Below are 26,322 nucleotides of genomic sequence, written 5' to 3' on the forward strand. Positions count from 1 at the left end.
GCGGTTTGTCTTCCGGATGTTGTTATGGGGGCGGCCGGACCGATTCGGGCACCGGGTCGCGCCCGGTCAGCGCAGCCACGGCATCGGCCGGGCTCACGCGGCCGTCGAGCAGCGCGACCACGCCCTCGGCGATGGGCATTTCCACGCCCAGCCCGCGCGCGCGCTGCACCACGGTGCGGGCGCAGTAGACGCCCTCGGCCACGTGGCCCAGCGAATCGACCGCCTGCGCCAGGGTGCGGCCCTGGGCCAGCAGCAGGCCGACCTTGCGGTTGCGCGACAGGTCGCCGGTGGCGGTGAGCACCAGGTCGCCCAGGCCCGACAGGCCCATGAAGGTGTCGGTGCGGGCGCCGAGCGCGAGGCCGAAGCGGGTCATCTCGGCCAGGCCGCGCGTGATCAGCGCGGCGCGTGCGTTGAGGCCCAGCGCGAGGCCGTCGCACAGGCCGGTGGCGATGGCCAGCACGTTCTTGACCGCGCCGCCGACCTCGACGCCGACGATGTCGTCGTTGGCATAGACGCGCAGCGCGGGTCCGTGGAAGGCATCGACCAGCGCGTCGCGCACGGCGGCATGCGGGCTGGCGGCGACCAGCGCGGTGGGGCGGCCCTCGGCCACTTCCTGCGCGAAGCTCGGGCCGCTGAGCACGCCGGCCAGCAGATCGGGCGCGACCTGCGCGCGAATCTCGTGGGCCAGCAGGCCGAAGGAGGAAGCGGTGGTGTTCGCGGCCTGCGCGGGCTCGACGCCCTTGCAGAGCCAGGCGACCGGCACGCGGGTGCCGCTGTCGCGCAGGGTCTCGAGCTGCTGGCGCAGCGCCGCCATGGGCGTGGCCACGATGACAAGGTCGGCGCCGGCCTGCGCCTGGCCGATGCCGCCCGCGCGCACCGCGAGCGAGGCCGGCAGTGCCAGCCCCGGCAGGTAGCGGGTGTTCTCGCGGGCCCGGGAGATGGTCTCGGCCTGGGCCGCGTCGCGGGCCCACAGCGTGACCTCGTGGCGGGCGGCCGCATTGACGGCCACCGCCGTGCCCCAGGCGCCGGCGCCATGAACGCAGATCTTCATCGGCGTCGCGGCGTTGCGTACCGTCGGGCTTACTGCGTGATGATGGGCGAAGGCTGGCCGGCGGCCTGAGCCTGCTGCTGCTCGTACATGGCCTGGAAGTTGATTTCGGCCAGGTGCACGGGCGGGAAGCCGCCGCGCTGGATCACGTCGGCCACGTTGCCGCGCAGGTAGGGGTAGACGATCTGCGGGCAGGCGATGCCGAGGATCGGGCCCATCTGGTCTTCGGGCAGGTTGCGGATCTCGAAGATGCCGGCCTGCTTGGCTTCGACCAGGAACACGGTCTTGTCGCCGATCTTGGTCTGCACGGTGGCGGACACCGACACCTCGAAGATGCCGTCGGCCACGGGCTGGGCGTCCACGCCGAGCTGGATGTCGACGGTGGGCTGTTCCTGTTCCAGCAGGATCGCGGGCGAGTTGGGTTGTTCGAGCGACAGGTCCTTGAGGTAGACGCGCTGGATCTGGAACACGGGATCTTGGGCTTGCTGGTCGGCCATGGCTGAACTTTCGAGGGTCAAAACAAGGCCCGCCGGGGGATGGTTTCCCGCGGCGGGCCGCAGATGGGTGAGCGGGCGATTATCGCCCGGCGATGTGACGGCTTCGGACCGGCGGTCGGCCGGGCTCGGATCAGGCCGGCTGGCCCTGCAGCAGCGGCACCAGGCCGCCGCGGCTGTCGAGCGCCATCAGGTCGTCGCAGCCGCCCACGTGGGTGTCGCCGATGAAGATCTGCGGCACCGTGCGGCGCTGGGTGATCTCCATCATGGCGATGCGCGCCTGGGGATCGCTGTCGATGCGGATCTCCTCGATCTGCTCGACGCCCTTGGACTTGAGGATCTGCTTGGCGCGTGTGCAGTAGGGGCACACGGCGGTGGTGTACATCTTGACGGCTTGCATGGTTCGTATCTCGGTGGGGTTCAGGCCTTTTCAACCGGCAGATTAGCCGCTTTCCATGCCTTGAGCCCGCCGGACACCGCTTGGGCCTGCTCGTAACCCAGCTTCTTGGCCGCGGCCACCGCACGCTGCGCGCGCGAGCCGTTCTCGCACACCAGCAGCAGCGGCACGTTCTTGTTCTTGACCGTGGAGGCGAGCTTTTCCTCGAGCTGGGCCAGCGGCACGTTCTTGGCGCCGATCATGTGGCCGGCAGCGAATTCCTCGGGATCGCGCAGGTCGACCAGCACCGCGCGCTCGCGGTTGATGAGGTGCACCGCCGCGTCGGCCGTCAGCGTGCCGCCCCCCGCGCCGCGAATCAGCGGCCAGGCCAGCATGGCGCCCGAGCTGAGCACGATCAGGACCAGCATCCAGTTCGCAGTGACGAATTCGATCAATTTCACGAGGGTTCCTTGGAGAGAGGCAAACCCGGGATTTTAGAATGTCGGGTTTACAAAGCGCTGCCAAAGGCCTCCGACATGCACAAACTGGTACTGATCCGCCACGGCGAATCGACCTGGAACCTCGAAAACCGCTTCACCGGCTGGACCGACGTCGACCTGACCGAGACCGGCGTCGAGCAGGCCAAGCAGGCGGGCCGGCTGCTGAAGGCCGAGGGCTACGACTTCGACGTGGCCTACACCAGCGTGCTCAAGCGCGCCACGCGCACCCTGTGGCACACGCTCGACGAGCTCGACCGCACCTGGCTGCCGGTGGTGCATTCGTGGCGCCTCAACGAGCGCCACTACGGCGGCCTGCAGGGCCTGAACAAGGCCGAAACGGCCAAGAAGTACGGCGACGAGCAGGTGCTGGTCTGGCGCCGCAGCTACAGCACGCCGCCGCCGCCGCTGGAAGCCGACGACCCGCGCAGCGAACGCAGCGACGTGCGCTACGCCAAGCTCTCGCCCGAGCAGATCCCGCTGACCGAATGCCTGAAGGACACGGTGGCGCGCGTGCTGCCGTTCTGGAACGAGTCGATGGCCCCGGCCATCCGCACCGGCCGCCGCCTCGTGGTGGCGGCGCATGGCAACTCGATTCGCGCGCTGGTGAAGTACCTGGACGGCATCTCGGACGACGACATCGTCGGCCTGAACATCCCGAACGGCATTCCCCTGGTGTACGAGCTCGACGACGATCTCAAGCCGCTGCGGCACTACTATCTGGGCGATGCCGCCGCCGCCGAGAAAGCCGCCGCCGCGGTCGCCTCGCAAGGCAAAGGCTGAAGCCGCGCTGTAGAAAAACCGTGCCCGCCGCTCCACCCGTGGAACCCCGGCGGGCAATTTGTTTCCAAGCTGTGTATATTGGTTCGACAGCCGACAAGGACACTTACCCATGGGCCAGAAACTCAAGATCACCGGCTGGGTCGCCGCCGGCGCCGTTGCAGGCGTCCTGACCACCGCCTCGCTGCAGACCGTCGCGCGCGGCTCGCTCGCGCCACTGCCGCTCGAGGAACTGCAGCAGCTCGCTGCCGTGTTCGGCATGGTCAAGAGCGACTACGTCGAACCGGTCGACGAGAAGAAGCTGATTTCCGACGCCATCTCCGGCATGGTCGCCGGGCTCGACCCGCATTCCCAGTACTTCGACAAGAAGTCCTTCAAGGAATTCAGGGAAGGCACCACCGGCCGCTTCGTCGGCGTGGGCATCGAGATCTCGCAGGAAGACGGCCTGATCAAGGTGGTCTCCCCGATCGAGGGCTCGCCCGCGTTCCGCGCCGGCCTCAAGCCCAATGACCTGATCACCAAGATCGACGACACCGCGGTGCGCGGCCTGTCGCTCAACGAGGCGGTCAAGCGCATGCGCGGCGAGGCCAACACCAAGGTGCTGCTGACGATCTTCCGCAAGGACGAGAGCCGCACCTTCCCGGTCACGATCACGCGCGAGGAAATCCGCACCCAATCGGTGCGCGGCAAGATGATCGAGCCGGGCTACGGCTGGATCCGCCTGTCGCAGTTCCAGGAGCGCACGGTCGACGACTTCGTGAAGAAGATCGACGACCTGTACAAGGAAGACCCGAACCTCAAGGGCCTGGTGCTCGACCTGCGCAACGACCCGGGCGGCCTGCTCGACGCGGCCGTGGCGGTGTCGGCGGCCTTCCTGCCCGAGAACGCCACGGTGGTCACCACCGACGGCCAGCTCGCCGAGAGCAAGGCGGTCTACAAGGCGGCGCCCGAGTTCTACCAGCGCCGCTCCGGCAGCGACCCGCTGCGCAGCCTGCCGGCCTCGCTGAAGTCGGTGCCGCTGGTGGTGCTCGTGAACGAAGGCTCGGCCTCGGCCAGCGAGATCGTCGCGGGCGCGCTGCAGGACCACAAGCGCGCCACCATCATGGGCAGCCAGACCTTCGGCAAGGGCTCGGTGCAGACCGTGCGCCCGCTCGGCCCCGACACCGGCCTGAAGATCACCACCGCGCGCTACTACACGCCCAGCGGCACCTCGATCCAGGCCAAGGGCATCGTGCCGAACGTGCTGGTCGACGAGAGCGCCGAGGGCAGCCCCTTCGCCGCGCTGCGCATGCGCGAGGCCGACCTCGAGAAGCACCTGGCCAGCGGCCAGGGCCCCGAGGTGAAGGACCCCGAGCGCGAGAAGGCCCGCGACGAGGCCCGCAAGCGCCTCGAGGAAGAAGCCAAGAAGCCGCCGCAGGACCGCAAGGTGCCCGAGTTCGGCTCCGACAAGGACTTCCCGCTGGTGCAGGCGCTCAACCGCCTCAAGGGCCAGCCGGTGCTGGTCAGCAAGACGCAGGTGATCGTCGACAACAAGGAAGAGAAGAAGGAGAACTGACCGGCCGGGGCGCGAGCCCCTCCGGACGCTCCGACTTCGCATCCCACCGCAGGGGACCGGCCAGACCGGTCCCTTTTGCTTTCTCCCCCGCCATGAACGAAGACGACGACCTGCTGCGCTATTCGCGCCACATCCTGCTCGAGGAGTTCGGCATCGATGGCCAGGCGCGCGTGAGCGCCGGCCGGGTGCTGGTGATCGGCGCCGGCGGGCTGGGATCGCCGGCCGTGCTCTACCTTGCGGCGGCGGGCGTGGGGCGCATCGTGCTGGTCGACGACGACGAGGTCGATCTCACCAACCTGCAACGCCAGGTCGCCCACACCGAGGCGCGCGTGGGCCAGCCCAAGGTGGCATCGGCGGCGCAGGCCATGCGCGACATCAATCCCGGCATCGCCATCGAGACCCATGTGCTGCGCCCCGACGCCGAGCAGCTGTCGGCGCTGGTCGCCGCGGCCGACGTGGTGCTCGACTGCACCGACAACTTCGTGACGCGCCAGGCCGTCAACCGCGCCTGCGTGGCGCACGGCAAGCCGCTGGTGGCGGGGGCCGCGATCCGCTTCGACGGGCAGCTCAGCGTGTACGACGTGCGCGATCCGGCCTCGCCCTGCTATGCCTGCCTGTTCCCGCCCGACGCGGCCTTCGAGGAGACGCTGTGCGCGGTGCTCGGGGTGTTCGGGCCGGTGGTCGGCACCATCGGCACCCTGCAGGCGCTCGAGGCGCTCAAGCTGCTCGCGGGCATCGGGCCGTCGCTGGCGGGCCGGTTGCTGATGTTCGACGGGCGCAGCGCCTCGTTCGACACGCTGCGCGTGGCACGCGATCCGCACTGCGGCGTCTGCGCGGCGCAGCGCGCCACACCCTAGCCAGCCCCGCTCGGGGTCAGGGCTGCTGCTTCGCGCCCTTGGCCCGCGCCGCGCCGTTGGCGGCGGCGCCGGCGGTCGGCTTGTTGGCCTGGGCCAGCACCGCCTTGCAATCGGAATCCTCGCCGGGGCCGGTTTCGATGGTCGCGGCCAGCGCCAGCAGCGGGTTGACCGCGCCCAGTGCCAGGGCCGCCAGTCCACGGCCCGCCAGCGGCCCGACCTGCAGCCCGCCCTTGGGATCGCCGAAGCTGCCGCTGACCACCAGCGGCGTGCGGATCGACAGCAGGCTCTTGCTCTTGGGCTCCTGGTGGATCACGAAATCCAGCCCCTCGGTGGCGAAATTGGCCTGTCCCGTGGCCGTGAACAGCGCATTGGTGGTGTCCACCAGCAGGGTGCGGCCGGTCGCCAGCCCCTTGTTCACGTCGAAGGCCACGGCCGCGCAGCGCAGTTCCACGTCGCGGTCGCCGCGCAGCAGGAACTTGAGGATGTCGCCGCCCACCAGCGTCGCGAACACCGGCAGCAGATTGCCGAACTGACCGCGGCCGGCCAGCACCGCCACGTCGCCCGAGGCGCCGCCGAGCCAGTTGGCCACGGTGCTGCCCGAGCCCGAGAGGTTGATGCGGCCATCGAGCCGGCCCAGGCTGTTGCCGGTGGTCTCGAGCTTGGGGAACAGCCGCGCGAGCTGCATCGCGCGCACGTCGAGCGCGGCGCGGATGTCGGCCGGGTTCTTCGAGCCGTCGATGCGGATCGCGCCGGCCAGCTTGCCGCCGGCCACGCCGAGCTCGAGCGGGTCGAGCGTGAGCACGCTGTCCTTGAGCTTGACCTGCACGCTGCCGCTGTCGAGCGGGACCTCGCGCACGTTGCGGATGCGCTCGGCCGTGTACTTCACGTCGGCATTCATCGCGCGCAGGCGCTCGAAGTCCAGCGGCGCGGTCGGCAGCACCTTGCCGCCCGGGCGCTTGACCTGGGTCACGGTCGGCGGCGGCGCCACGCCCTCGACGGTGGCGGCGGTGCGCGCGGTGGGCGGCAGGCCGATCAGCGGGCCGAGATCGTCCATGTCCATCACCTTGGAGCGCAGCTCGCCCGCGAGGTAGGGCACTTGGGCGGCCTGGTCGAAACGCATGTCGCCGCCGATGTCGGACAGGCCCAGCTTGCCCTGCAGCGCCTTGGCCTCCCACAGGCTGCCGCGCTTGCTCAGGGTGCCGCGCACCGCGTAGGGCGAGGTCTGCGGCAGCGCGATGCCCAGCAGCGGGAACAGCGCGCCCAGGGTCTGGCCGCGGATGTCGAACTTGGCATCGATGCCGTCGAGGTCGGCGAGCGAGCCCACGGTGCCGCTGGCCTTGAGCTTGGTCTGGCCGGCGGCCGCGTCGATCTCGAGCGGGAACGGCGGCGCGCCGGCCGCGTTGATCTGCATCACGTTGCCGGTGCGGCCCTGGGCCGTGAGCGGCTGGCCCTTGTAGCGGCCCTTGATGCGGTAGTGCACCGGCAGCGCGCCGCGAGCGGTGTCGTAGCTGACGTCGGCATGGATGTCCACGCCCAGGTGCTTGGCCAGGAAGTCGATGGCGCCGCCGTCGATCTCGATGGTGCCGATCACGGGCGCGGTGCCGGCGTCGGAGGTGTCCTTGCCGAAGGCCCAGGTGCGCCGGCCGTCGGCCTCCATCTGCAGGCCCACGGTGGGCGAGGCGAGCACCAGCCGCGGGATCTCGATGCGGCGCGAGATGAGCGGCCAGAGTCGGATGTCGAACTCGGCGCGCTCGGCCTTCACGAGGTAGGGATCGCGCGCCCACGAGGGGTTGGCGAACTCGATGCCGTCAAATTTGACGGTGGCGCGGCGCCAGCCGAGATCGACGTCGAGCCGGCGCGTGATCTCGAACTTGCGGCCGGTCTTCTCGCTCACGTAGCGGTTGACCGGCTCGCGCAGCACGTCCCAGGGGAAGAACAGGATGGCGATCACCAGCGCCGCGAACAGCGCGAGCAGCAGCACGATCAGCTTCTGCCACAGCGGAAATCTGCGCGGGAGGGTGCGGGTGTGATCCATCGCCATGCCTGCATGATGACCGCATCGCGCGCGCCGTCCAGGTCGGCGCAGGGCCGCAACCCGCGTACGGCATCACCTACCGCGCGCCGAGCGACGCCAGGGCCCTCGCCTGCGGGTGCGTCGGAACCCGCCTACAGATGCCTCGCACTGAACCCTGCATGATGCGCGGCAGGGAGGCCTCATCGTCCAGAGCCCGGTCCAGCCAGCACCAGCCCTCTGTCTCAGAGCGCCGGCCGCGCGGCACACATCATTCGGGCAACGTCGGAGGAAGCGCGGTTCGTCATGGATTCCAGATTGAAGACCTACATCGTCGAGGACAACCTCACGATCCGTGAAAACCTCATCGGCACCCTGGAAGAACTGGCGCGCACCGTGGTGGTCGGCTATGCGGAAACCGAAGACCACGCGATCGAATGGCTGCGCACCCATGCCGCCGAATGGAACCTCGCGGTGGTCGATCTGTTCCTCAAGCAGGGCAGCGGGCTGGGCGTGCTGAAGGCCTGCACCGAGCGGCGCCCCGAACAGAAGGTGGTGGTGCTCAGCAACTATGCGACGCCCGACATCCGCAGGCGTTGTGCGCAGTTCGGCGTGGACGCGGTGTTCGACAAGTCCAACGAGATCGACGCGCTGGTCGATTTCTGCCTGCGCGCGGTGGCGTCGCAGCCACCGGGGCCGGGCTGAGCCCCGGCGCGAACGGTGGCTCTCTCAGTCGATCAGCTTGTTCTTGAGGGCGTAGTACGTGAGGTCGCTGTTGGAGGAGAGGTTCATCTTCTCCATCAGCCGCGTGCGGTAGGTGCTCACGGTCTTCACCGACAGCGACAGCGTCTTGGCGATGTCGCCCGCGGTCTCGCCCTTGGCCAGCTTCAGGAACACCTGGAACTCGCGTTCCGAGAGCTGCTCGTGCGGCGCGGCGTCGTCCTTGCGGTCGAGCTGGCGGGCCAGCAGTTCGGCGACGGCGGGGGTGATGTAGCGGCGGCCCAGCGCGATGGTGCGGATCGCGTTGACGATCTCCATCGGATCGCACTCCTTGTTGAGGTAGCCGCTCGCGCCCTGCCGGATCAGGTTCATCGCGTAGTGTTCCTCGGGGTACCCGCTCAGGATCAGGATGCCGACGTCGGGCGCCTTGGCACGGATCATGGCGAGCGCATCGATCCCGCTTTGGCCCGGCATCGACAGGTCCATCACCAGCACGTCGAGTTCGGTCGTGCGCACGAGTTCGATCGCCTCGCGACCGCTGGCGGCCTCGCCGGCCACGCGCAGATCCACGTGCTCGGAGAAGAACTGCCTGAGGCCCGATCGCACGATGGCGTGGTCGTCCACAATTCCAATTTTGATCATCTGTTACTTTCGTCGTTGTGTTGCCGGTCCGCGGGCCGCAACATGCCGGTTCCCTGATCGTTGTCAATTATTCACGATCTTGTCTTGAAAGCGGACTCAATAGTTTCATGCGTTGGCTAGCCTTCCCCAAAATGGCCCTGAGCCTGCTGCTCGCGGCACTGGCGGCGCTGGCGCTCGTCGGCATCAACGAGGCGGGCTACCGGCAGTCCAGTATCGCCTTGGCCGAGATCGATGCCGCCCAGAAGGTGCGCAGCGTGCTCAACCAGCTGCTGCAGAACATCCTCGATGCAGAAACGGGCCAGCGCGGCTATCTGCTGACAGGGGAAGCCGCCTATCGGCAACCCTACGACAACGCCATCCAGCAGATCGACGGCAACCTGGCGAGCCTGCGCCAGCAGTATGCCGGCCGGCCGGCCGAGACGGCCCAGCTGGCCGAGCTGTCGAAACACGTGCTGCGCAAGGTGTCCGAGATGGACATGAGCGTGCGCCTGCGCTCGGACGGCAAGGAGGACGCCTGGAAGTTCGTCATCACCACCGACGTCGGCCGCGAGGAGATGGATTCCATCCGCGAGAAGGCCCGGGGCCTGGTGGAGCTCAGCAACAAGACCCTGCACGACAGCCAGACCCAGGTGATGCTGTCGCTGCGGCTGGCGCGCTTCGGCACCAGCATCGTGGCGCTGGCGGCCCTGTTCGCCTTCTTCCTGTACCTGCGCCAGACGCACGTGCTGCGCTCGATCGGCGAGCGCCAGCAGGAGACCCTGCAGCGCGAGCGCAATGCCCTGGAGGACGAAGTGCGCGAGCGCACCACCTCGCTGGCCGAGCTGGCGACCCACCTGCAGGACGTGCGCGAGACCGAGCGCGGTTTCCTGGCGCGCGAGCTGCACGACGAACTGGGCTCGCTGCTGACCGCCGCCAAGCTCGACGTGGCGCGGCTCAAGTCGCGGCTGGCCGATTCGCCCGATGCGATCCAGCGGCTGCAGCATCTGACCGAGCTGCTCAACAGCGGCATCGCGCTCAAGCGCCGCATCATCGAGGACCTGCGCCCTTCCTCGCTGGCCAACCTGGGGCTGGTGGCCTCGCTCGAGATCCTCGGGCGCGAGTTCGGCGAACGTTCGGGCATCCACGTCGACATGCAGCTGGAGCCGGTCAGCACCGACGAGTCGCGCCAGCTCACCATCTACCGGATGGTGCAGGAGAGCCTGACCAACATCGGCAAGTACGCCGAGGCCACCGAGGCCACGATCTCTATGAAGGACCACGGCACGCACGTGGTGGTCGAGGTGGTCGACAACGGCAAGGGCTTTGACGCCCTGAAGATGCGCCCGTCGACCCACGGGCTGGCCGGCATGCGCCACCGCGTGGAAGCGGCGCACGGCAAGCTCACGGTGGAATCGACGCCCGGGCACGGCACGCGCATCGCGGCGATGCTGCCGGTGGCATAGGCCCGAAGCCCTGCCTCGTGTGCCGGCGCATTCGTGCCGGATTTCACGCGATTTGATGGGCGGCCGGGCGGACTCGGCCATCTCCTACGCCCCGCCCCCCCTGCCACTGACAGGTCCGCCATGGGCCGACCCTTAAGGTCTGTCCATGCCGTGTTCCTCCCCATCGGACACGCGGCTTTTCCAACAACGAGGGTAGCCTCCAAGGAGTTCCGCATGTTGCACTACGCAGTGGTCTTTCTGGTCATCGCGCTGATCGCCGCCTTGTTCGGCTTCGGCGGTATCGCCGCCAGCGCCGTCGGCATCGCCAAGATCCTCTTCGTGATCTTCGCCGTACTCGCCATCGCGAGCTTCCTGGCCGGCTTGCTACGAAGCAAGTAGCGTCGGTACGATTCACAGGCTCTCGCAAATCATTCCCGGAAAGGACTTTTCATGAACACGACCAAGACCCCCCAGCAACTCGCCGATGACGCACGCCAGACCGCCAACGACGCTGTCGATACCACGCGTGCCTATGCACAGAATGCGGTGAATGCGGCGGGCGAAAAGGTCCGCGAGCTGCGTCGCGACGCGGAACCGGCGGTCGAACAGCTCGCAGCGCGCGTGCAGCAGGCCGTGCAGCGCGGCCTCGATGCCGCATCGACCACCAGCGCCCGTGCCCAGCGCCGCCTCGAACAGGCCGCCGACTCGACCGGCCGCTACATCTCCGACCAGCCCGTGCGCTCGGTGCTGATCGCCGCCGCGGCCGGTGCCGCCATCACCGCACTGATCGTGCTGGCCAGCCGCCGTCGGGACGACTATTGATCGCCTGAAGCATCGGCCCCGCTCCGCAGCACCATGCTTCATCCGATCTTTTCCACGGTGCTCGGGCACCCGGAGCTCATCGCCGAACACATCGCCAATTACGCGGCCCTGGTCCGGCAGGAATCCGGCACCGCGGCCCGCGGGCTGATCGCCCGCATCGTCGCGGGCATCCTGGCCGCAGCCACCTTCGTGCTGGCGCTGGGACTCATCGGCGTGGCGGTGCTGCTGGGCGTGCTGCACGGCAGTTTTCATTGGGTATTGATCGCGGTTCCCGGCGTGGCGCTGGCGATCGCCGCGATCTGTGCCTGGATCGCATCCCGTCCCTTCATCGCCCATGGGTTCGACGATCTGCGTGCGCAGGTCGACGCCGACCTGCAGGCCCTTCACGAAGCCGGAGGCCGCCATGGCCGGCACTGATCCCCGCGCGCTGCTGACGCCGAAGGAACGGCTGGCGCTGTCGCGCCGCGCCCTGGTGCGCGAACTCAACGGCGGCCGCGAACTCGAGCCGGAACCGCGCACGCCGCAGCAGGAACGCGCCCGGCGCGATGCCGAAGCGGCCTTCGCGCAGTCCGACCCCGACGATGCCGGCGCCGCCTTCGAAGGCCAGCGCGCGCACGATGCGGGCGATGGACGCGGCGGCAATGCCCGCGTCTGGGCCTCGGTCGCGCGCAGCATGGCCGAGCGCTGGTGGCGCCGCCATCCGGCGCATGCGGCGGGCCAGCTGGCCCGGCCGCTGCTCGAGCGCTACGCGCGCAAGGAGCCGGCCAAGCTGATGGCCATTGCCGCGGCCACCGGCGCGGTGGTGGTGCTGGTCAGGCCCTGGCGGCTGCTGTCGGTGACGGCGGTGCTGGCCGCGGTGCTCAAGACCTCCGACCTGGCCGACATCGTGAACACGCTCATGCAGCAGAAAACAACTCCCCCACGAAAGGATCCCCCATGAAAGCCAATGCCTCCACTCCGGCGAAGGACCACCAGCACCTGGTGCTGGACCAGAAGGGCCTCGATGCCGCGGCCCACAGCCTCGACGACGGCGCCGTCACCCCGGCCTACGGCCCGTGGCGCGACGACATCGTCAAGCTGCTGAACGACGCGCTCGCCACCGAGCTGGTCTGCGTGCTGCGCTACAAGCGCCACTATTTCACCGCCAACGGCGTGGAGTCGCCGGCCATCGCCGACGAATTCCTGGTGCATGCCAACGAGGAATCGGGCCATGCAGACCGCATCGCCGAACGCATCGTGCAGCTGGGCGGCGAACCCGATTTCGCGCCCGATCACCTGCGCGAACGCAGCCATGCCGGCTACGACGAATCGACCGACCTGCAGGCCATGGTGCGCGCCAACCTCGTGGCCGAGCGCATCGCGGTCGAGTCGTACCGCCAGATGATCAATCTGATCGGAGACAAGGACCCGACCACCCGCCGCATGCTCGAGGACATCCTCTCGGACGAGGAAGAGCACGCCGACGAGCTGAAGGACTGGCTGGGCCACTAACCCGGCGGCCACCCAGGAAAAAGCCCGGACATGCCGGGCTTTTTCTTTGGGGGCGGGAGGAAACGAGTCCGAAGACTCGGAAAAACTCAGCCCTTCACCTCGAGCCGGTTGTCGACCGAGGTCACGCCCTGCACGCCCTTGGCGATCTGCTCGGCGCGCTCCTTGGCGGCGGCGCTCGGCGCGGGCCCCTGCAGGCTCACGGCACCGGCCTTGGTGTCGACATCGATCTTGATGGCGCTGAGGTCGGGATCCTTCGCCAGGCCGGCCGAGATGGCGGCGGTGATGGCCGCGTCGTCCACCGTGTTCGCGACGGCGCTGCCGGCGTCCTTCACGGCTTCCTTCGCGTTGGCCGCGCCATCCTTCACGCTCTGCGAATCGATCCGGGTCTTGGCCTCCTCGGCCATCTTCACGGTCTTGTCGCGCGCGGTGTCGACGGCCTGCTCGGTGCGCGCCACGGCGCTGTCGAGCTTCTCGCCGGCGGTGCGGCCATCGTTCTTGTCGCAGGCGGCCAGCGCGAGGCTGCCGCCGGCGATCGCCAGCACGGCGAGCCAGGTGCGCGTGCGCGAAGCGGACGGCTGTATCGAAATGGTCATGGGAACCTCCACATCGATGGAATGAAAAGAAAAAAGGCTGCGCCCTTGCGGGCCGCAGCCATGTCGCCTCAGAGCTTGTCGGCGCCGGACTTGATCGCGTCCTTGGCCTTTTCCTTCACGTCGCCGTAGGTGCTCTGCACCTTGCCGGCGGCCTGGTCGGCAACGCCTTCGCCTTCGAGCTTCTCGTTGCCCACGACCTTGCCGGCGACTTCCTTGAGCTTGCCCTTGGCCTGGTCGACGCGGCCTGCCACTTGATCCTTGTTCATTGCGATGTCCTTCCTGATTCGGTCACGAAGCACCCGGAGATCGGGCGCATGGGCCGGCGGCCCATGACGTCAATCTAGCGACGGGATCGGGCGATGGCGCCGCGACGGCGGCTCGAAGCGCTGTAGGACAACCGGGCCCGGCCAGGGTCAGGCGGAAACGATCCAGCCCTCGAGCGGATCGATGCCCGTGGGCAGGCCGTAACCGGGGCCCGCGCTGTCCGCGCGCTGCATGCCCCAGGCGGCCTGCACCAGGCACAGCACGGCATCGAGGTCGTCGCCGCGCGGGTCGTCGAGCAGTTCGCGGCGCTGCCCGGCCGAGAGCACGAGGCGCAGGCCGAGCCGCGTGCGGCCGGCCTCGAGCGCGGCCAGCAGTTCGGCGCGCGCCGCGCGGCGCTCGGGCGTCTGCCTGGCGAGCTCGTCGCTCTTGTAGCTGCGGCGGCCGATCAGCTCGCGCGCCAGCAGCCCGGGGTAGGCCTCGAGCGCCACCCGATCGGCCGGCTGCACCGCGCGCAGCCCCGGCAGATGGGCACCGGCCGACAGCAGCGGCGGCACCCCGGCGTGCAGCATGAAGGCCACCGGCGGATTGACCCACTTCATCGACGGGCTGGAACCCGCGGGCGCATCGGTGGCGCGGTGCGCGAACTTGCCGCCCACCGGCCGCGCGGCGCAGAAGGCCGCGAAGGTCTCGCGGATCTCGGCGCGGGTGAGCGCGGCGTAATGCGCGATCAGCGGCTCGAAGCGCACGGGCCAGCCCAGGTGCTCGACCAGTTCGCGCGGCAGGCTGAACGGAAAGTCGAAACCGCCGACCCAGGCCGGCGTGGTGTGCAACCAGCGGCCCCAGGCATCGAGCGCGCTGAAGCGCCGCAGTTCGTGCAACACCACGGCGCCATCGGGCATCGGTTCGCCGGTGGCGACCACGATCGGCTTGCGCGCGGTCGGTGCGCTCGAGAAATCGCAGCCGAACAGCAGCGGGCCCGGACGCGTCTGGCTCATGGCTCAGCCCAGCGCGAGCGCCACCACGCCCGCGGCGATGAAGAGCGCGCCCAGCAAGCGCAGCAGCCGGTCGCCCTCGCGCAGCAGGTGGCCGCCGATTAGCGCCGCGAACAGCATCGACACCTCGCGCGCGGGCGCCACATGCGAGATCGGCGCCTGCTGCACCGCGTAGAGCACCAGCACGTACGACACCGGACTCACGGCCGCCACCACCAGCGCGTACTTCCACTGCGCGCGCCACATGCGCGCGGTGGTGGTGCGGTCGTGCAGCGCGGCCGGCAGCAGCAGCACCAGGCGCACGAGGTTGCCGAAGTAGTCGAGCAGGATCGGCGACATCGCGAGGAACTTGACGGCGTAGCTGTCGGCCACGGTGTAGGCCGCGATGAAGCCGCCGGTCAGCACGCCGTAGCGGATGCCCTTGTGCACGCGCTCGCGCTGCGCCGGGTCGTGCGCCTTGTGCCAGAGCTTCGGGCCACCAGCGACCAGGAACACGCCCCCCACCACGCCCAGGATGCCCGCCACGCCCACGAGGCTGATCTTCTCGCCGAGGAACAGCACCGCCACCAGCGACGACAGCAACGGCCCCGAGCCCCGCGCCAGCGGATAGACCACCGTGAGGTCCGACTTGCGGTAGCCGCGCAGCAGCACGATGAAATAGAAGATGTGCAGCACGCCGCTGAGCACGACGAAGCCCCACTCGGTCGCGCCCCAGTGGGGCACCACGTTCCAGCCCAGCACGATGCCCACCGGCGCCCAGATGAGCATGTTGAACACGCTGGTCTGGAAGCTGAAGCGCACGTCGCCGTTGGCCTTCTTGGCGACGATGTTCCAGCCCGCGTGGATGAGCCCTGCAAGCAGGATCAGCGCGAATGCGGAAAGAGGCACGGGATCAGATCAGGGAAGTCGCTCGCCCACCGGCCGGCGGGCAACAAAAAGGGGGCCGAAGCCCCCGACGCATTTCAGTGGCGCCCGACGATGGCCGCCGTGGCCATCAGCTCCTCGAGCAACGCCAGCGAGACCTTGCCCGAGACCTTGTACGGGTCGAGCTCGGGCTTCTCGGAGTATTTCAGCAGCGTGGAGGCGTTGAGCTTGGAGAGGTTGACCTGCCCCATGGTCCAGCCACCGAAGCGGCGCTCGAAGATTTCCTCGTAGTGCAGCAGCACCACGTCCTTGTGGCGCGCATCGCGCTGGATGTGGCCGTAGAGCTCGCTGATCGCCATGCGGCCGCCTTCGATCGCCTGCAGGAAGGTGCCGCCGCCGTAGCAGAGGATGCCCGTGATGCCGCAGGTCGTGTTGTGCGAGCGCGATTGCGTGAGGATCGCTTCGATGGCCGCGGGGCTGGTGTCGACGGCGCGGCTGGCGTAGAGGAGTCGGACCAGCATGTCAGCTCTTTCGGGGCAGGAGAGACAGGAATTCGCGGCGCAGGCTCGGGTCCTTGAGGAACACGCCACGCATCACGGAATTGATCATCTTGCTGTCCATTTCCTTCACGCCGCGCCAGGCCATGCAGAAGTGCTCGGCCTCCATCACCAGCGCGAGGCCGTCGGGCTGGGTCTTTTCCTGGATCAGGTCGGCCAGTTGCACCACGGCCTCTTCCTGGATCTGCGGACGGCCCATCACCCATTCGGCGAGGCGCGCGTACTTCGACAGGCCGATGACGTTGGTGTGCTCGTTGGGCATCACGCCGATCCAGAGCTTGCCGATGATCGGGCAGAAGTGGTGCGAGCAGGCGCTGCGCACCGTGATCGGGCCGACGATCATCAGCTCGTTGAGGTGCTCGGCATTGGGGAATTCGGTCAGCGAAGGCGGCGGCACGTAGCGACCGCGGAACACCTCGTTGACGTACATCTTGGCCACGCGCCGCGCGGTGTTGTCGGTGTTGTGGTCATTCTCGACGTCGATCACCAGGCTGTCGAGCACGCCCTTCATCTTGACCTCGACCTCGTCGAGCAGGGCCTCGAGCTCGCCGGGCTGGATGAACTCGGCGATGTTGTCGTTGGCGTTGAAGCGCCGGCGCGCCGCGTGCAGGCGTTCGCGGATCTTCACGGAGACGGGCGTGCCCTCGTCGTCGTCTTTGGGAACGGGGAGCGTGTCCACTTCGGTTTTCCTCAGCATCGGGCCATCGTACCAGTGAATGCATGCCGCCGTTCGGGCCGCGAATGCCCGCTCCTTCTGCGGGCCTTGCTATCAATTCGGCAGCAAGAAGTCGGTGACCAGCGGCAGGTGGTCCGACATGCGGGCCCAGATCGGGCCGCGCGGCACGCTGCTGGTCAGCGGTTCGATCTCGCGGCCGTAGATGAAATCGAGCTGCGCCACCGGCAGCCGCGAGGGATAGGTCAGCGTGCGCGGGCCGCGCAGGTCGCTGGTGTCGCGCAGGCCCATGGCGTTCATCGCGTAGCGCATGCGCGCGCCCCAGTCGTTGAAGTCGCCGGCCACCACCACCGGCTCGCCGTTCGGCACCTCGCGCTCGATGAATTCGCGCAGCCGCGCCACCTGCCGCACGCGGCTGCCCTTGATGAGCCCCAGGTGCACCACGATGGCGTGCACCGGCCGCCCTTCGACCTCCATCACCACGTGCAGCAGGCCGCGCTGCTCGAAGCGGTGGTCGGAGATGTCCTGGTGGTTAGTGCGCAGCACCGGCCAGCGCGTGAGCAGCGCGTTGCCGTGCTCGCCGTGGCGCGTGATGGCATTGGTCTCGTAGACCGCCGTGTAGCCCTCGGGCGCGAGGAAATCGGCCTGCGGCAGCTCGGGCCAGCGCGGAAAGCGCACCGCCGCCTGACGGTTCATCTTGCGCACTTCCTGCAGGCAGACGATGTCGGCGTCGAGCTGCTCGATGGCATGGCCGAGGTTGTGGATTTCGAGCCGCCGCGCGGGCCCGATGCCCTGCACCCCCTTGTGGATGTTGTAGGTGGCGACCCGGAAGTTGGGCGTCTGCGAGTTCATCGCGCAAATTCTGGCAGCAACAGAATGGCTTCGGCGTTCGATGGGGAAAAGCAGGCGTCGGCGGCCTCGCGGTACGGCAGCCAGCGCCAGTCGGTGTGCTCGCGCGGCGCCAGCACCGGCGCGACGCGCTCGGGCACGCACAGGCCGAACAGGTGCTCGGTGTTCTGCGTGACGCCCGGCGCATAGCGCGCACGCCAGCGCGGATAGATCTCGTAGACGTTGCACAGGCCCCAGTCGACCAGCTGCGCCGCGAGCGCACTGCCCTGCCCGCACAGAATGCCGGTCTCCTCCGCGACCTCGCGCGCGGCCGTGAGCGCCAGCGGCTCGTCCTCCGCGTCCTTGCTGCCCGTGACCGACTGCCAGAACTCGGTCTCGGCGTCGGCGCGGCGGATCAGCAGCACGTCGAGGGCGGGCGTGTGAATCACGACCAGTACGGACTGGGGGATCTTGAAGGGGCGCGTATCAGAAGCCACTGAGCACGGCATCCATGGCGGCTGCGACCTCACCGGCGCGGGAAGCGAGCGAGGCGACCGGTTTCTTGAGAAGCTTGGCCGACAGAGGGGCCGCCAGGTGCGGCATCAGGGACAAGGTCTCCCCGCCCATTTCCACCGGCGGGCACAAGTTGACCGGTGCCTGGCGCGCGCCGACGCGAAACACGGGAATGACAAGGCGGGTCGACAAGTGATCGAGCAGCCCGCTTTGCACGTCGACGACGTAGGGAACCGTTCGGCGCGCTTCAGACCGAGGGTTCTCGTAGATGTCGAACTGCGCCATTCAAGACGCCTCCTGCCAGGCCACCATCCCCTCGCACCACAACCCCTGCTTCTCCACCAGTTCGTTCTGCTCGGCGATCCAGTCCTTGTATTGCGCATTGAACTCGCGCTTGCGCTGAGCCATCGATTTCTTCTGCTCCAGCGCTTCGAGTTCCGCAAAGCGCGCCGCAGAAACGAGAACGACCGCCACGCGGTCGTTCTTCATCACATGCACCGGCTCACGCTCGGCCTGGCCGAGGTAGTAGCCGAATCGGTTCTTGGCTTCGGTGGCGGTGATCTGCATGGCTGGCTCCCGGGGAGTGATTAGCCATTTTAGCCACCGCCCTTCCCGGAGCAAGCGCCGCCGATCAGGCCGCCTGCTGCGGCTGCACGTTGCGCAGCCGGATGTGCAGTTCGCGCAGCTGCTTCTCGTCGACCGGGCTCGGCGCCTGCGTCAGCAGGTCCTGCGCGCGCTGGGTCTTCGGGAAGGCGATCACGTCGCGGATCGACTCGGCGCCGGTCATCAGCATGACGAGACGGTCCAGGCCGATGGCGATGCCGCCGTGCGGCGGCGCGCCGTACTGCAGCGCGTCGAGCAGGAAGCCGAACTTGAGCTGCGCGTCCTCGGCGCTGATCTTCAGCGCGCGGAACACCTTGCTCTGCACTTCCTCGCGGTGGATACGCACCGAGCCGCCACCCATCTCGATGCCGTTGAGCACCATGTCATAGGCCTTGGCGATGCACTTTTCGGGCGCGGTGTCCATGAGGTCCTCATGGCCGTCCTTCGGCGCGGTGAACGGGTGGTGCACGGCGCTCCAGCGCTGGCCTTCCTCGTCGAACTCGAACATCGGGAAGTCGACCACCCACAGCGGTGCCCAGCGGTCGTCGAACAGGCCGCTCTTCTTGCCGAAGGCGCTGTGGCCGATCTTCACGCGCAGCGCGCCGATGGCGTCGTTGACCACCTTCTCCTTGTCGGCACCGAAGAACAGGATGTCGCCGTTGCGCGCGCCGGTGCGGGCGATGATCTCGGCCAGCGCGTTGTCGTCGAGGTTCTTCACAATCGGGCTCTGCAGGCCCTCGCGGCCCGCGGCCGCATCGTTGATCTTGATGTAGGCCAGGCCCTTGGCGCCGTAGATCTTCACGAACTCCTGGTAGGCATCGATCTCGCCGCGCGACAGGCCGCCCTCGGCACCGCCGCCCGGCACGCGCAGCGCGACCACGCGACCGCCCTTCATCGTGGCGGCGTTCGAGAACACCTTGAATTCCACGCGCTTCATGAGCTCGGTGAGTTCGGTGAACTCGAGCTTCACGCGCAGGTCGGGCTTGTCCGAGCCGTACTTGAACATCGCCTCGCCGTAGGTCATGGTCGGGAACACCGGCAGCTCGATGCCCGCGGCGTTGCGGAACACGTTGCGGATCATGCCTTCGAACATCTCGCGGATCTCTTCCTCGGCGAGGAACGAGGTCTCGATGTCGATCTGCGTGAATTCGGGCTGACGGTCGGCGCGCAGGTCCTCGTCGCGGAAGCACTTCACGATCTGGTAGTAGCGGTCGTAGCCGGCCACCATCAGCAGCTGCTTGAACAGCTGCGGCGACTGCGGCAGCGCGAAGAAGCTGCCGTCGTGCACGCGGCTGGGCACCAAGTAGTCGCGCGCGCCTTCGGGCGTGGACTTGCCGAGCATCGGGGTCTCGATGTCGATGAAGCCGTTGGCGTCGAGGAACTTGCGCGTTTCCATCGTCACCTTGTAGCGCAGCATCAGGTTGCGCTGCATCGCGGGGCGGCGCAGGTCCAGCACGCGGTGCGTGAGGCGCGTGGTTTCCGACAGGTTGTCGTCGTCGAGCAGGAACGGCGGCGTGACCGAGGGGTTGAGCACCTTGAGCTCGTGCGCCAGCACTTCGATCTTGCCGCTCTTGAGCTGGTCGTTGGTGGTGCCTTCGGGGCGTGCGCGCACGAGGCCCGTGATCTGCACGCAGAACTCGTTGCGCAGGTTCTCGGCGACGGCGAAGGTCGAGGCGCGATCGGGGTCGCACACCACCTGCACGTAGCCTTCGCGGTCGCGCACGTCGATGAAGATCACGCCGCCGTGGTCACGGCGACGGTTGACCCAGCCGCAAAGGGTGACGGTCTGGCCCAACAGGGCTTCGGTCACGAGACCGCAATAGTGAGTACGCATGGCCATGGCTAGATTCCGGCGCCGTTGCGGCGCGTTCGTTTTTATGGGTTGGACGGTTTGGTCGTCGCGATGCTGGCGGGACTGCCGGGAACGACGACCCCCATCGAGACGATGTACTTGAGCGCCTCGTCCACGCTCATCAGGAGCTCGATGCAGTCGCTGCGCTTGAGCATCACGAAGTAGCCGCCCGTGGGATTGGGCGTGGTGGGCACGTAGACGCTGAGGAACTCCTCGTTGCCCAGGTGTTCCGCGACCTCGTTGCCGGGCGCGCCGGTGACGAAGGCGATGGTCCACACGCCCTCGCGCGGCCACTGCACCAGCACCGCGGTGCGGAAAGCGTTACCGTTCTCGGAGAACAGCGTGTCGGAGACCTGCTTGACGCTCGAGTAGATCGAACGCACCACCGGGATGCGGCGCACCACGGCGTCGCCCCAGCCGAGCAGGCGCTTGCCGACGAAATTGCTCGCGGCGGCGCCCACCACCAGCAGGATCGCCAGCGTGAGCAGCACGCCCAGGCCGCGCACCCGGTGGTCGCTGAGCCAGACCTGCCACTGCTCGGGCAGCAGCCACAGCGTCTGGTCGAGCGTGCCGATGATCCAGTTCAGCACGCCGAGCGTGATGACCAGCGGCACGATCACCAGCAGGCCGGACAGCAACCATTTGCGCAGGGCGAGCATGGGGAGGTTTCTTCTCTGGAGAGCGACGGGCGGTTCGGCGCCTCAGTCGGCGCTCTTGGCGGCCGGCGCGGGCGCAGGGGCCGGCGCGGGAGCCGGGCTGGGCGCGGCGGCGGGTGCATCGGCGGACTTGGCGGCGCCGTCGCCCGAGGCGGCCGGCGCGGTGGCGGCTTCGGACTTCTTGCCGCCGCCATCACGGAAGTCGGTGACGTACCAGCCCGAGCCCTTGAGCTGGAATCCGGCCGCCGTGACCTGCTTTTCGAATGCGCTCGCGCCGCATGCCGGACACACCGTGAGCGGCGGATCGGACATCTTCTGCAGGGCATCCTTGGCGAAGCCGCAGGCGCTGCACTTGTAGGCGTAGATGGGCATGGGAAATCGAGTGGGGAAAGCGACCGGGCGGCCGCTCGCAAAGCCCTCGATTATAGGGGCGCCCCCCGGCCGGCCGGCGCCCCGGGGATTGCGCCTGGCGCGAGATTCAGGCCGTTTCGGTCGCCAGCGGGCGGTGCGGCGTGTGAGTGTTCACCACCCATTGCGGCGCCAGCGAACCGAGCACCATGCCCGCGAACGAGGCCAGCACGCCCGCGAGCTGGGCCGGGAACACCGCGCCCCAGGGCATCGCCATGAACAGCAGCCAGGTGCCGATGCCGAACAGGATCGCGGCGATCGCGCCCTGGGTGGTGGCGCGCTTCCAGTAGAGACCGAACACCAGCGGGATGAAGGCCCCGACCAGCGGCACCTGGTAGGCGCCCGAGACCAGTTCGTAGATCGGCGTGCCCTGCATGCGGATCGCATAGGCCAGCACCGCGGCGCTGAACAGCAGCACCGTGATGCGCATGGTCCGGAGGTTCTCGCGGTCGGTGCCCGCGGGGCGGAACTGGCGCCAGATGTTCTCGGTGAAGGTGACGCTGGGCGCCAGCAAGGTGGCCGAGGCGGTCGACTTGATGGCCGACAGCAGCGCGCCGAAGAACAGCACCTGCATCACGAACGGCATCTTCTCGAGCACCAGCGTGGGCAGCACCTTCTGCGGATCTTCCTTGAGCAGCGTGGCGGTCTGCTCCGGCATGATCAGGAGCGCGCTGGCCACGAGGAACATCGGCACGAAGGCGAACAGGATGTACGCCAGGCCGCCGATCACCGGGCCGCGCGTGGCGGCCTTGACGCTGTTGGCCGACATCACGCGCTGGAACACGTCCTGCTGCGGGATCGAGCCGAGCATCATGGTGATGGCGGCCGCGAAGAAGAAGACCATGTCGTGCCAGTTGGGCTCGGGCCAGAACTTGAACAGGTCCTTGCTGACCGCGAAAGCGACCACCTTGTCGGCGCCGCCGGCCATGTTGCCCGCGAACATCGCGATGATGGCCAGGCCGGCCACCAGGATGATCATCTGGATGAAGTCGGTGACCGCCACCGACCACATGCCGCCGAACAGCGTGTAGGCCAGGATCGAGACCACGCCGATCACCATGCCGGTCGACAGCCCGATGGCGCCGCCCGAGAGCACGTTGAACACCAGGCCCAGCGCCGTGACCTGCGCCGAGACCCAGCCCAGGTAGCTCAGCATGATGATCAGCGTGCAGGCCACTTCCACGCCGCGGCCGTAGCGCTCGCGGTAGTAGTCGCTGATGGTCAGCAAGGTCATGCGGTAGAGCTTGCCCGCGAAGAACAGGCCCACGAGGATCAGGCAGGTGCCGGCGCCGAACGGGTCTTCGACCACGCCGTTGAGGCCGCCCTCGATGAACTTGGCCGGAATGCCCAGCACCGTCTCGGAACCGAACCAGGTCGCGAAGGTGGTCGTGACGATCATGAAGAGCGGCAGGTGCCGCCCGGCGATCGCGAAGTCGGTGGTGTTCTTCACGCGCCGGGCCGCATACAGGCCGATGGCGATAGTGAGCAACAGATAGACGATGACCAGGGTCAGCAGCACGTCAGGTTCTCCTCTTTCCTCGATTCCAAGGCAGCACGCCCATCTTTTTCCAGGCCGTGGCGGACAGTGCCGCGGTTCAGAAAATCCGAACGCGCACCAGCAGCTGCATGGCCAGCAGACCCAATACAAAACCTATGCCACCGTAGAGGATGGACTGGAGCAACCGGTTGGTGCGCTTCTGCGCGGCCAGCAGCTCCAGCAGCTCGCGCCGGTGGTCGGGCGGCCGATTCTCCAGGAAATCGTGCAGCAGGCGCGGCAATTCCGGCAACAGCTTGGCGTATCGCGGCGCCTCGTCCTTGAGCTGCTGGAACAGCTTCTTGGGCCCGATCTGGTCGACCATCCACTTCTCGAGGAAGGGCTTGGCCGTGTGCCAGAGGTCGAGCTCGGGATCGAGCTGGCGGCCCAGCCCCTCGATGTTGAGCAGGGTCTTCTGCAGCAGCACCAGCTGCGGCTGGATCTCGACATGGAAGCGGCGCGAGGTCTGGAACAGCCGCATCAGCACCATGCCGAGCGAGATCTCCTTGAGCGGCCGGTCGAAGTAGGGTTCGCAGACGGTGCGGATCGCGGCCTCGAGCTCGTCGATGCGCGTGCCCTCGGGCACCCAGCCGCTCTCGAGGTGCAGCTCGGCCACGCGCTTGTAGTCGCGCCGGAAGAAGGCCACGAAGTTCTGCGCCAGGTACTCCTTGTCGGACTCGGTGAGCGTGCCGATGATCCCGAAGTCCAGCGAGATGTAGCGCCCGAAGGTCTGGGGCTCGAGGCTGACCTGGATGTTGCCCGGGTGCATGTCGGCATGGAAGAAGCCATCGCGGAACACCTGGGTGAAGAAGATGGTGACGCCGTCGCGCGCGAGCTTCGGGATGTCGACGCCCGCGGCGCGCAGCCGCTCGAGCTGCGCGATCGGCACGCCGTTCATGCGCTCCATCACGATCACCTCGGGATGGCAGAAGTCCCAGAACATCTCGGGGATCAGCACCAGGTCGAGCGAGGCCATGTTGCGGCGCAGCTGCGCGGCATTGGCGGCCTCGCGCACCAGATCGAGCTCGTCGTGCAGGTACTTGTCGAACTCGGCCACCACCTCGCGCGGCTTCAGCCGCTTGCCGTCGGGCGACAGCTTCTCGACCCAGCCGGCCATCATGGCCATGAGGCCCAGGTCCTTCTCGATCACGCCGCGCATGTTGGGGCGCAGCACCTTGACCGCCACCTCGCGCAGCTGGCCGTCGCCGGTGCGGATGGTCGCGAAATGCACCTGCGCGATCGAGGCGCTCGCGATCGGCGTTTCGTCGAACTGCACGAACACGTCGCCGACGGGTCGGCGGAATGCGCGCTCGATGGTCGCCACGGCCACCGCCGAGGGGAACGGCGGCACGCGGTCCTGCAGGAAGGTCAGCTCGTCGGCGATGTCGGGCGGCAACAGGTCGCGCCGCGTGGAGAGCACCTGGCCGAACTTGACGAAGATCGGGCCCAGCCGCTCGAGCGCCTCGCGCAAGCGCTGGCCGCGCGGTGCGTCGAGCCGGCGGCCGAAGGAGACGATGCGTGCGACCACCCGCAGCCAGGGCTTCTGGAAGCTCGTGAGCACGAGCTCGTCGAGGCCGTAGCGCAGCGCGACCCAGACGATGAAGAGGCTGCGATAGAAGCGGCTCATTCGGCGGCGCCCGCCGAACCGATACCGGATCTGCCGGCCGCCGCGCGGTTGCCCACGAACTGGCGCAACGCGCCCACCACGCGCCGCACCGCATTGCCGATGGCATGCGCGGGCACGTCGCCGATCACGCGCGCGAGATCGTCCTCGACGTCCCAGCGCACGTGGTCGACCAGCCAGTTGACCTCGGCCGCGAGCTGCACGTCGCCCACGATCTGCACCGAGGGCTTGTCGCCGCGCAGCGTGGCGCGCGCGATCTCGAAGGGGTTGTCATCGGTGACCGACAGCGTGAGCTCGGGCAGCGAGCCCGGCGGCGCCAGGTCGAGCAGGCCGGCGGGCGTGGCCACCAGCTCCATCGTGACGAAGCGCCACTGGAAGCGCACCACGCGGCCCTGCTGGCGCACCAGCCGCTGCTGGGCCTCGGGCTCCTGCTGCAGCACGTGGTTGAGGAACAGCACGGCGCGGTGCTGGATCTCGTGCACGGCCCAGGGCGGCGGCTGCAGGCGCTCGCCGACGCGATTGAACAGATCGCCGAGCAAAGAAAAAGGGGACGATGGTGTGGCCATGGTCCCCATTATCCTTTCTGCAGGCGGCCGGGCCGCCCTCGAAGCCGCTGCTTATTGCAGGGCTTGCACGCCGGCCACGAGCCAGCCGTTGCCGCCGGTGGTCGGACGCGTCATGTTCCAGACTTCGCGGAACGGGCCCGGGCCCGCCGAGGCGTCTTCGCGGATCATGCCGGAGAACTCCACGCTGGCCATGTAGGCATCGGCCAGTTCCTCGATGCCGAGCAGCTTGGCGTCGAGCATGACCACCTCGGTCTTGTTCGACACGCCACCGGTGTGGCTGGCGCGGTCGGCGAGCTGGCTGCGGATTTCCTCGATCATCTCGTCGGTCATCATCGAACGCAGCATGGTGATGTCGGCACGGTCCCAGGCATCCTGCAGGGTCACGAAGTTGCGCTTGGCGGCGGTCAGGAAACCGTCGACATCGAAGCCGGCCGGGATGCCCCAGCTCTGCGAACCGGCCAGGGCCGAACCGATCATGCTGCCGCCACCGGCCGCGGCACCCGCGGACGAGAGGCTGCTGCCGTGCGAGGTCGCGGCGGGCGTGGCATCGAAGTTGGTGGCGTTGCGCTCCCACGGACGGGCCGAGGCGTCGTTGCCGACGTTGCTCGGGCTGTACTGCGCCGGCGCTGCCGGGTTGCCCGGACCGCCCGCGCCCTGGAAGGCGAAGCCGCCCTGGCGTGCACCGGCGGGTTGCGAGCGCGACTTGATCATGCGCCACACGAACACCGCGGCCAGCACCAGCAGGCCGATCAGCAGGATGTTGCCGAAGCCCGCGCCCAGGCCCAGCGAGCTCGCGAGCCATGCGAGGCCCAGGCCCGCGGCCAGGCCGCCGAGCATGGCGCCCCACGGGCGCTTCGGTGCCGCGGCGGCGGGCGCCGGCGTGGCGGGCTTGGCGGCCGCATTGGTGGCGTTCTGTTGCGCGGGCGCGGCCGGCGGCGTGGCCTGGCGTTGCGTCACGTTCGAGGATTGGCGGCCGACGGATTTACCGCCGCCCATGCGCGCCGCGTCGGCCTGGATGCTGACGAGCGCGAGTGCGCCAGCCAGAAGCAAAGTACTCAAACTCTTCATAAGGTCTCCTCTC

Annotated in this window: 33 protein-coding genes; 10 read left to right on the forward strand and 23 right to left on the reverse strand. The window is 68.3% G+C overall.

What is annotated here, in order from left to right; genetic code table 11:
- Window positions 1–22: 22 nt before the first annotated feature.
- From AC07PU_RS37945 to AC07PU_RS37960, 4 genes are all read right to left on the reverse strand, one after another.
- Complete coding sequence (locus tag AC07PU_RS37945; protein WP_495323107.1) at window positions 23–1,051, reverse strand: NAD(P)H-dependent glycerol-3-phosphate dehydrogenase; 1,029 nt, start codon at window positions 1,049–1,051, stop codon at window positions 23–25.
- Between the two features lie 29 nt (window positions 1,052–1,080).
- Complete coding sequence (secB, locus tag AC07PU_RS37950) at window positions 1,081–1,545, reverse strand: protein-export chaperone SecB (RefSeq protein WP_093340950.1); 465 nt, start codon at window positions 1,543–1,545, stop codon at window positions 1,081–1,083.
- A 130-nt stretch (window positions 1,546–1,675) separates the two neighbouring features.
- The gene (gene grxC / locus AC07PU_RS37955; RefSeq protein ID WP_093340951.1) at window positions 1,676–1,942 is read right to left on the reverse strand and encodes a glutaredoxin 3; all 267 of its coding nucleotides are present in this window, start codon (window positions 1,940–1,942) and stop codon (window positions 1,676–1,678) included.
- A gap of 20 nt (window positions 1,943–1,962) precedes the next feature.
- Window positions 1,963–2,346, reverse strand: a complete 384-nt coding sequence (locus AC07PU_RS37960) for a rhodanese-like domain-containing protein (RefSeq protein WP_281077002.1) — start codon at window positions 2,344–2,346, stop codon at window positions 1,963–1,965.
- Between the two features lie 108 nt (window positions 2,347–2,454).
- On the opposite strand from AC07PU_RS37960, the gene gpmA reads away from it, so the two are divergent.
- The 3 genes from gpmA (at window position 2,455) to AC07PU_RS37975 (ending at window position 5,607) form a co-directional block, all read left to right on the forward strand.
- Window positions 2,455–3,198 (forward strand): 2,3-diphosphoglycerate-dependent phosphoglycerate mutase, encoded by a 744-nt coding sequence (gpmA, locus tag AC07PU_RS37965; protein ID WP_093340953.1) that lies wholly within the window; start codon window positions 2,455–2,457, stop codon window positions 3,196–3,198.
- Window positions 3,199–3,307: 109 nt separating this feature from the next.
- Complete coding sequence (locus AC07PU_RS37970) at window positions 3,308–4,750, forward strand: S41 family peptidase (protein WP_093340955.1); 1,443 nt, start codon at window positions 3,308–3,310, stop codon at window positions 4,748–4,750.
- 92 nt (window positions 4,751–4,842) lie between these two features.
- A complete protein-coding gene (locus AC07PU_RS37975; RefSeq protein WP_495323108.1) occupies window positions 4,843–5,607 on the forward strand; it encodes a HesA/MoeB/ThiF family protein in 765 nt (254 codons plus the stop codon).
- A gap of 16 nt (window positions 5,608–5,623) precedes the next feature.
- Here the strand turns inward: AC07PU_RS37975 and AC07PU_RS37980 are convergent, their stop codons facing one another.
- Complete coding sequence (locus AC07PU_RS37980; protein ID WP_495323109.1) at window positions 5,624–7,642, reverse strand: AsmA family protein; 2,019 nt, start codon at window positions 7,640–7,642, stop codon at window positions 5,624–5,626.
- 282 nt (window positions 7,643–7,924) lie between these two features.
- On the opposite strand from AC07PU_RS37980, the gene AC07PU_RS37985 reads away from it, so the two are divergent.
- On the forward strand, window positions 7,925–8,323 hold the full coding sequence (locus AC07PU_RS37985) for a response regulator (protein ID WP_093340958.1): 399 nt from the start codon (window positions 7,925–7,927) through the stop codon (window positions 8,321–8,323).
- 24 nt (window positions 8,324–8,347) lie between these two features.
- On the opposite strand, the gene AC07PU_RS37990 is transcribed toward AC07PU_RS37985, so the two are convergent.
- Entirely contained in the window at window positions 8,348–8,980 is a 633-nt protein-coding gene (locus AC07PU_RS37990) for a response regulator (protein ID WP_057592041.1), read from the reverse strand.
- A 131-nt stretch (window positions 8,981–9,111) separates the two neighbouring features.
- Here AC07PU_RS37990 and AC07PU_RS37995 point away from each other — a divergent pair, with 131 nt between their 5' ends.
- From AC07PU_RS37995 to AC07PU_RS38020, 6 genes are all read left to right on the forward strand, one after another.
- Window positions 9,112–10,422 (forward strand): CHASE3 domain-containing protein, encoded by a 1,311-nt coding sequence (locus AC07PU_RS37995; protein ID WP_296787548.1) that lies wholly within the window; start codon window positions 9,112–9,114, stop codon window positions 10,420–10,422.
- A gap of 213 nt (window positions 10,423–10,635) precedes the next feature.
- Complete coding sequence (locus AC07PU_RS38000; protein ID WP_082321940.1) at window positions 10,636–10,800, forward strand: DUF1328 domain-containing protein; 165 nt, start codon at window positions 10,636–10,638, stop codon at window positions 10,798–10,800.
- A 51-nt stretch (window positions 10,801–10,851) separates the two neighbouring features.
- Complete coding sequence (locus AC07PU_RS38005) at window positions 10,852–11,223, forward strand: hypothetical protein (protein WP_093340961.1); 372 nt, start codon at window positions 10,852–10,854, stop codon at window positions 11,221–11,223.
- Window positions 11,224–11,256: 33 nt separating this feature from the next.
- Entirely contained in the window at window positions 11,257–11,640 is a 384-nt protein-coding gene (locus AC07PU_RS38010; RefSeq protein ID WP_093340962.1) for a hypothetical protein, read from the forward strand.
- Window positions 11,627–12,163 (forward strand): hypothetical protein, encoded by a 537-nt coding sequence (locus AC07PU_RS38015; protein WP_495323110.1) that lies wholly within the window; start codon window positions 11,627–11,629, stop codon window positions 12,161–12,163. Before AC07PU_RS38010 ends, AC07PU_RS38015 begins: the two co-directional genes overlap by 14 nt.
- Window positions 12,160–12,714, forward strand: a complete 555-nt coding sequence (locus AC07PU_RS38020; RefSeq protein ID WP_093340965.1) for a ferritin-like domain-containing protein — start codon at window positions 12,160–12,162, stop codon at window positions 12,712–12,714. Before AC07PU_RS38015 ends, AC07PU_RS38020 begins: the two co-directional genes overlap by 4 nt.
- Before the next feature lie 86 nt (window positions 12,715–12,800).
- On the opposite strand, the gene AC07PU_RS38025 is transcribed toward AC07PU_RS38020, so the two are convergent.
- The 17 genes from AC07PU_RS38025 to AC07PU_RS38105 form a co-directional block, all read right to left on the reverse strand.
- Window positions 12,801–13,307: a BON domain-containing protein gene (locus tag AC07PU_RS38025; protein ID WP_093340967.1), complete on the reverse strand. Its 507-nt coding sequence runs from the start codon at window positions 13,305–13,307 to the stop codon at window positions 12,801–12,803.
- 68 nt (window positions 13,308–13,375) lie between these two features.
- Complete coding sequence (locus AC07PU_RS38030; protein ID WP_093340968.1) at window positions 13,376–13,573, reverse strand: CsbD family protein; 198 nt, start codon at window positions 13,571–13,573, stop codon at window positions 13,376–13,378.
- A 147-nt stretch (window positions 13,574–13,720) separates the two neighbouring features.
- Window positions 13,721–14,566 (reverse strand): DUF429 domain-containing protein, encoded by an 846-nt coding sequence (locus AC07PU_RS38035; protein WP_495323111.1) that lies wholly within the window; start codon window positions 14,564–14,566, stop codon window positions 13,721–13,723.
- A 3-nt stretch (window positions 14,567–14,569) separates the two neighbouring features.
- On the reverse strand, window positions 14,570–15,451 hold the full coding sequence (locus tag AC07PU_RS38040) for an EamA family transporter (RefSeq protein WP_495323112.1): 882 nt from the start codon (window positions 15,449–15,451) through the stop codon (window positions 14,570–14,572).
- Between the two features lie 74 nt (window positions 15,452–15,525).
- Entirely contained in the window at window positions 15,526–15,948 is a 423-nt protein-coding gene (locus AC07PU_RS38045; protein ID WP_093340973.1) for a BLUF domain-containing protein, read from the reverse strand.
- A gap of 1 nt (window position 15,949) precedes the next feature.
- A complete protein-coding gene (folE, locus tag AC07PU_RS38050) occupies window positions 15,950–16,681 on the reverse strand; it encodes a GTP cyclohydrolase I (protein WP_093340974.1) in 732 nt (243 codons plus the stop codon).
- Between the two features lie 72 nt (window positions 16,682–16,753).
- Window positions 16,754–17,509 (reverse strand): endonuclease/exonuclease/phosphatase family protein, encoded by a 756-nt coding sequence (locus AC07PU_RS38055; protein WP_093340976.1) that lies wholly within the window; start codon window positions 17,507–17,509, stop codon window positions 16,754–16,756.
- Entirely contained in the window at window positions 17,506–17,982 is a 477-nt protein-coding gene (gene nudB / locus AC07PU_RS38060) for a dihydroneopterin triphosphate diphosphatase (RefSeq protein WP_495323114.1), read from the reverse strand. Before nudB ends, AC07PU_RS38055 begins: the two co-directional genes overlap by 4 nt.
- Window positions 17,972–18,283 carry a CcdB family protein gene (locus AC07PU_RS38065; RefSeq protein ID WP_495323115.1) on the reverse strand — a complete coding sequence of 104 codons (312 nt, stop codon included), beginning with the start codon at window positions 18,281–18,283 and terminating at the stop codon, window positions 17,972–17,974. The genes nudB and AC07PU_RS38065 overlap by 11 nt, the downstream gene beginning before the upstream one ends.
- Complete coding sequence (locus AC07PU_RS38070; protein WP_495323116.1) at window positions 18,284–18,565, reverse strand: type II toxin-antitoxin system prevent-host-death family antitoxin; 282 nt, start codon at window positions 18,563–18,565, stop codon at window positions 18,284–18,286.
- A gap of 64 nt (window positions 18,566–18,629) precedes the next feature.
- Complete coding sequence (aspS, locus tag AC07PU_RS38075) at window positions 18,630–20,441, reverse strand: aspartate--tRNA ligase (protein WP_093340982.1); 1,812 nt, start codon at window positions 20,439–20,441, stop codon at window positions 18,630–18,632.
- Window positions 20,442–20,476: 35 nt separating this feature from the next.
- Complete coding sequence (locus AC07PU_RS38080) at window positions 20,477–21,112, reverse strand: DUF502 domain-containing protein (protein WP_093340983.1); 636 nt, start codon at window positions 21,110–21,112, stop codon at window positions 20,477–20,479.
- Between the two features lie 42 nt (window positions 21,113–21,154).
- Window positions 21,155–21,481, reverse strand: coding sequence for an FmdB family zinc ribbon protein (locus AC07PU_RS38085; RefSeq protein ID WP_296787535.1), 327 nt, complete (start codon window positions 21,479–21,481; stop codon window positions 21,155–21,157).
- 106 nt (window positions 21,482–21,587) lie between these two features.
- Window positions 21,588–23,036 (reverse strand): high affinity choline transporter 1, encoded by a 1,449-nt coding sequence (locus tag AC07PU_RS38090; protein WP_287753028.1) that lies wholly within the window; start codon window positions 23,034–23,036, stop codon window positions 21,588–21,590.
- 76 nt (window positions 23,037–23,112) lie between these two features.
- Entirely contained in the window at window positions 23,113–24,678 is a 1,566-nt protein-coding gene (ubiB, locus tag AC07PU_RS38095; RefSeq protein ID WP_495323117.1) for a ubiquinone biosynthesis regulatory protein kinase UbiB, read from the reverse strand.
- Window positions 24,675–25,241: a hypothetical protein gene (locus AC07PU_RS38100; RefSeq protein ID WP_296795472.1), complete on the reverse strand. Its 567-nt coding sequence runs from the start codon at window positions 25,239–25,241 to the stop codon at window positions 24,675–24,677. The genes ubiB and AC07PU_RS38100 overlap by 4 nt, the downstream gene beginning before the upstream one ends.
- A 51-nt stretch (window positions 25,242–25,292) precedes the next feature.
- Entirely contained in the window at window positions 25,293–26,309 is a 1,017-nt protein-coding gene (locus AC07PU_RS38105) for a Tim44 domain-containing protein (RefSeq protein ID WP_203202632.1), read from the reverse strand.
- Window positions 26,310–26,322: the final 13 nt, after the last annotated feature.

It is taken from the genome of Variovorax sp. GW821-FHT10D07 (assembly GCF_059415325.1).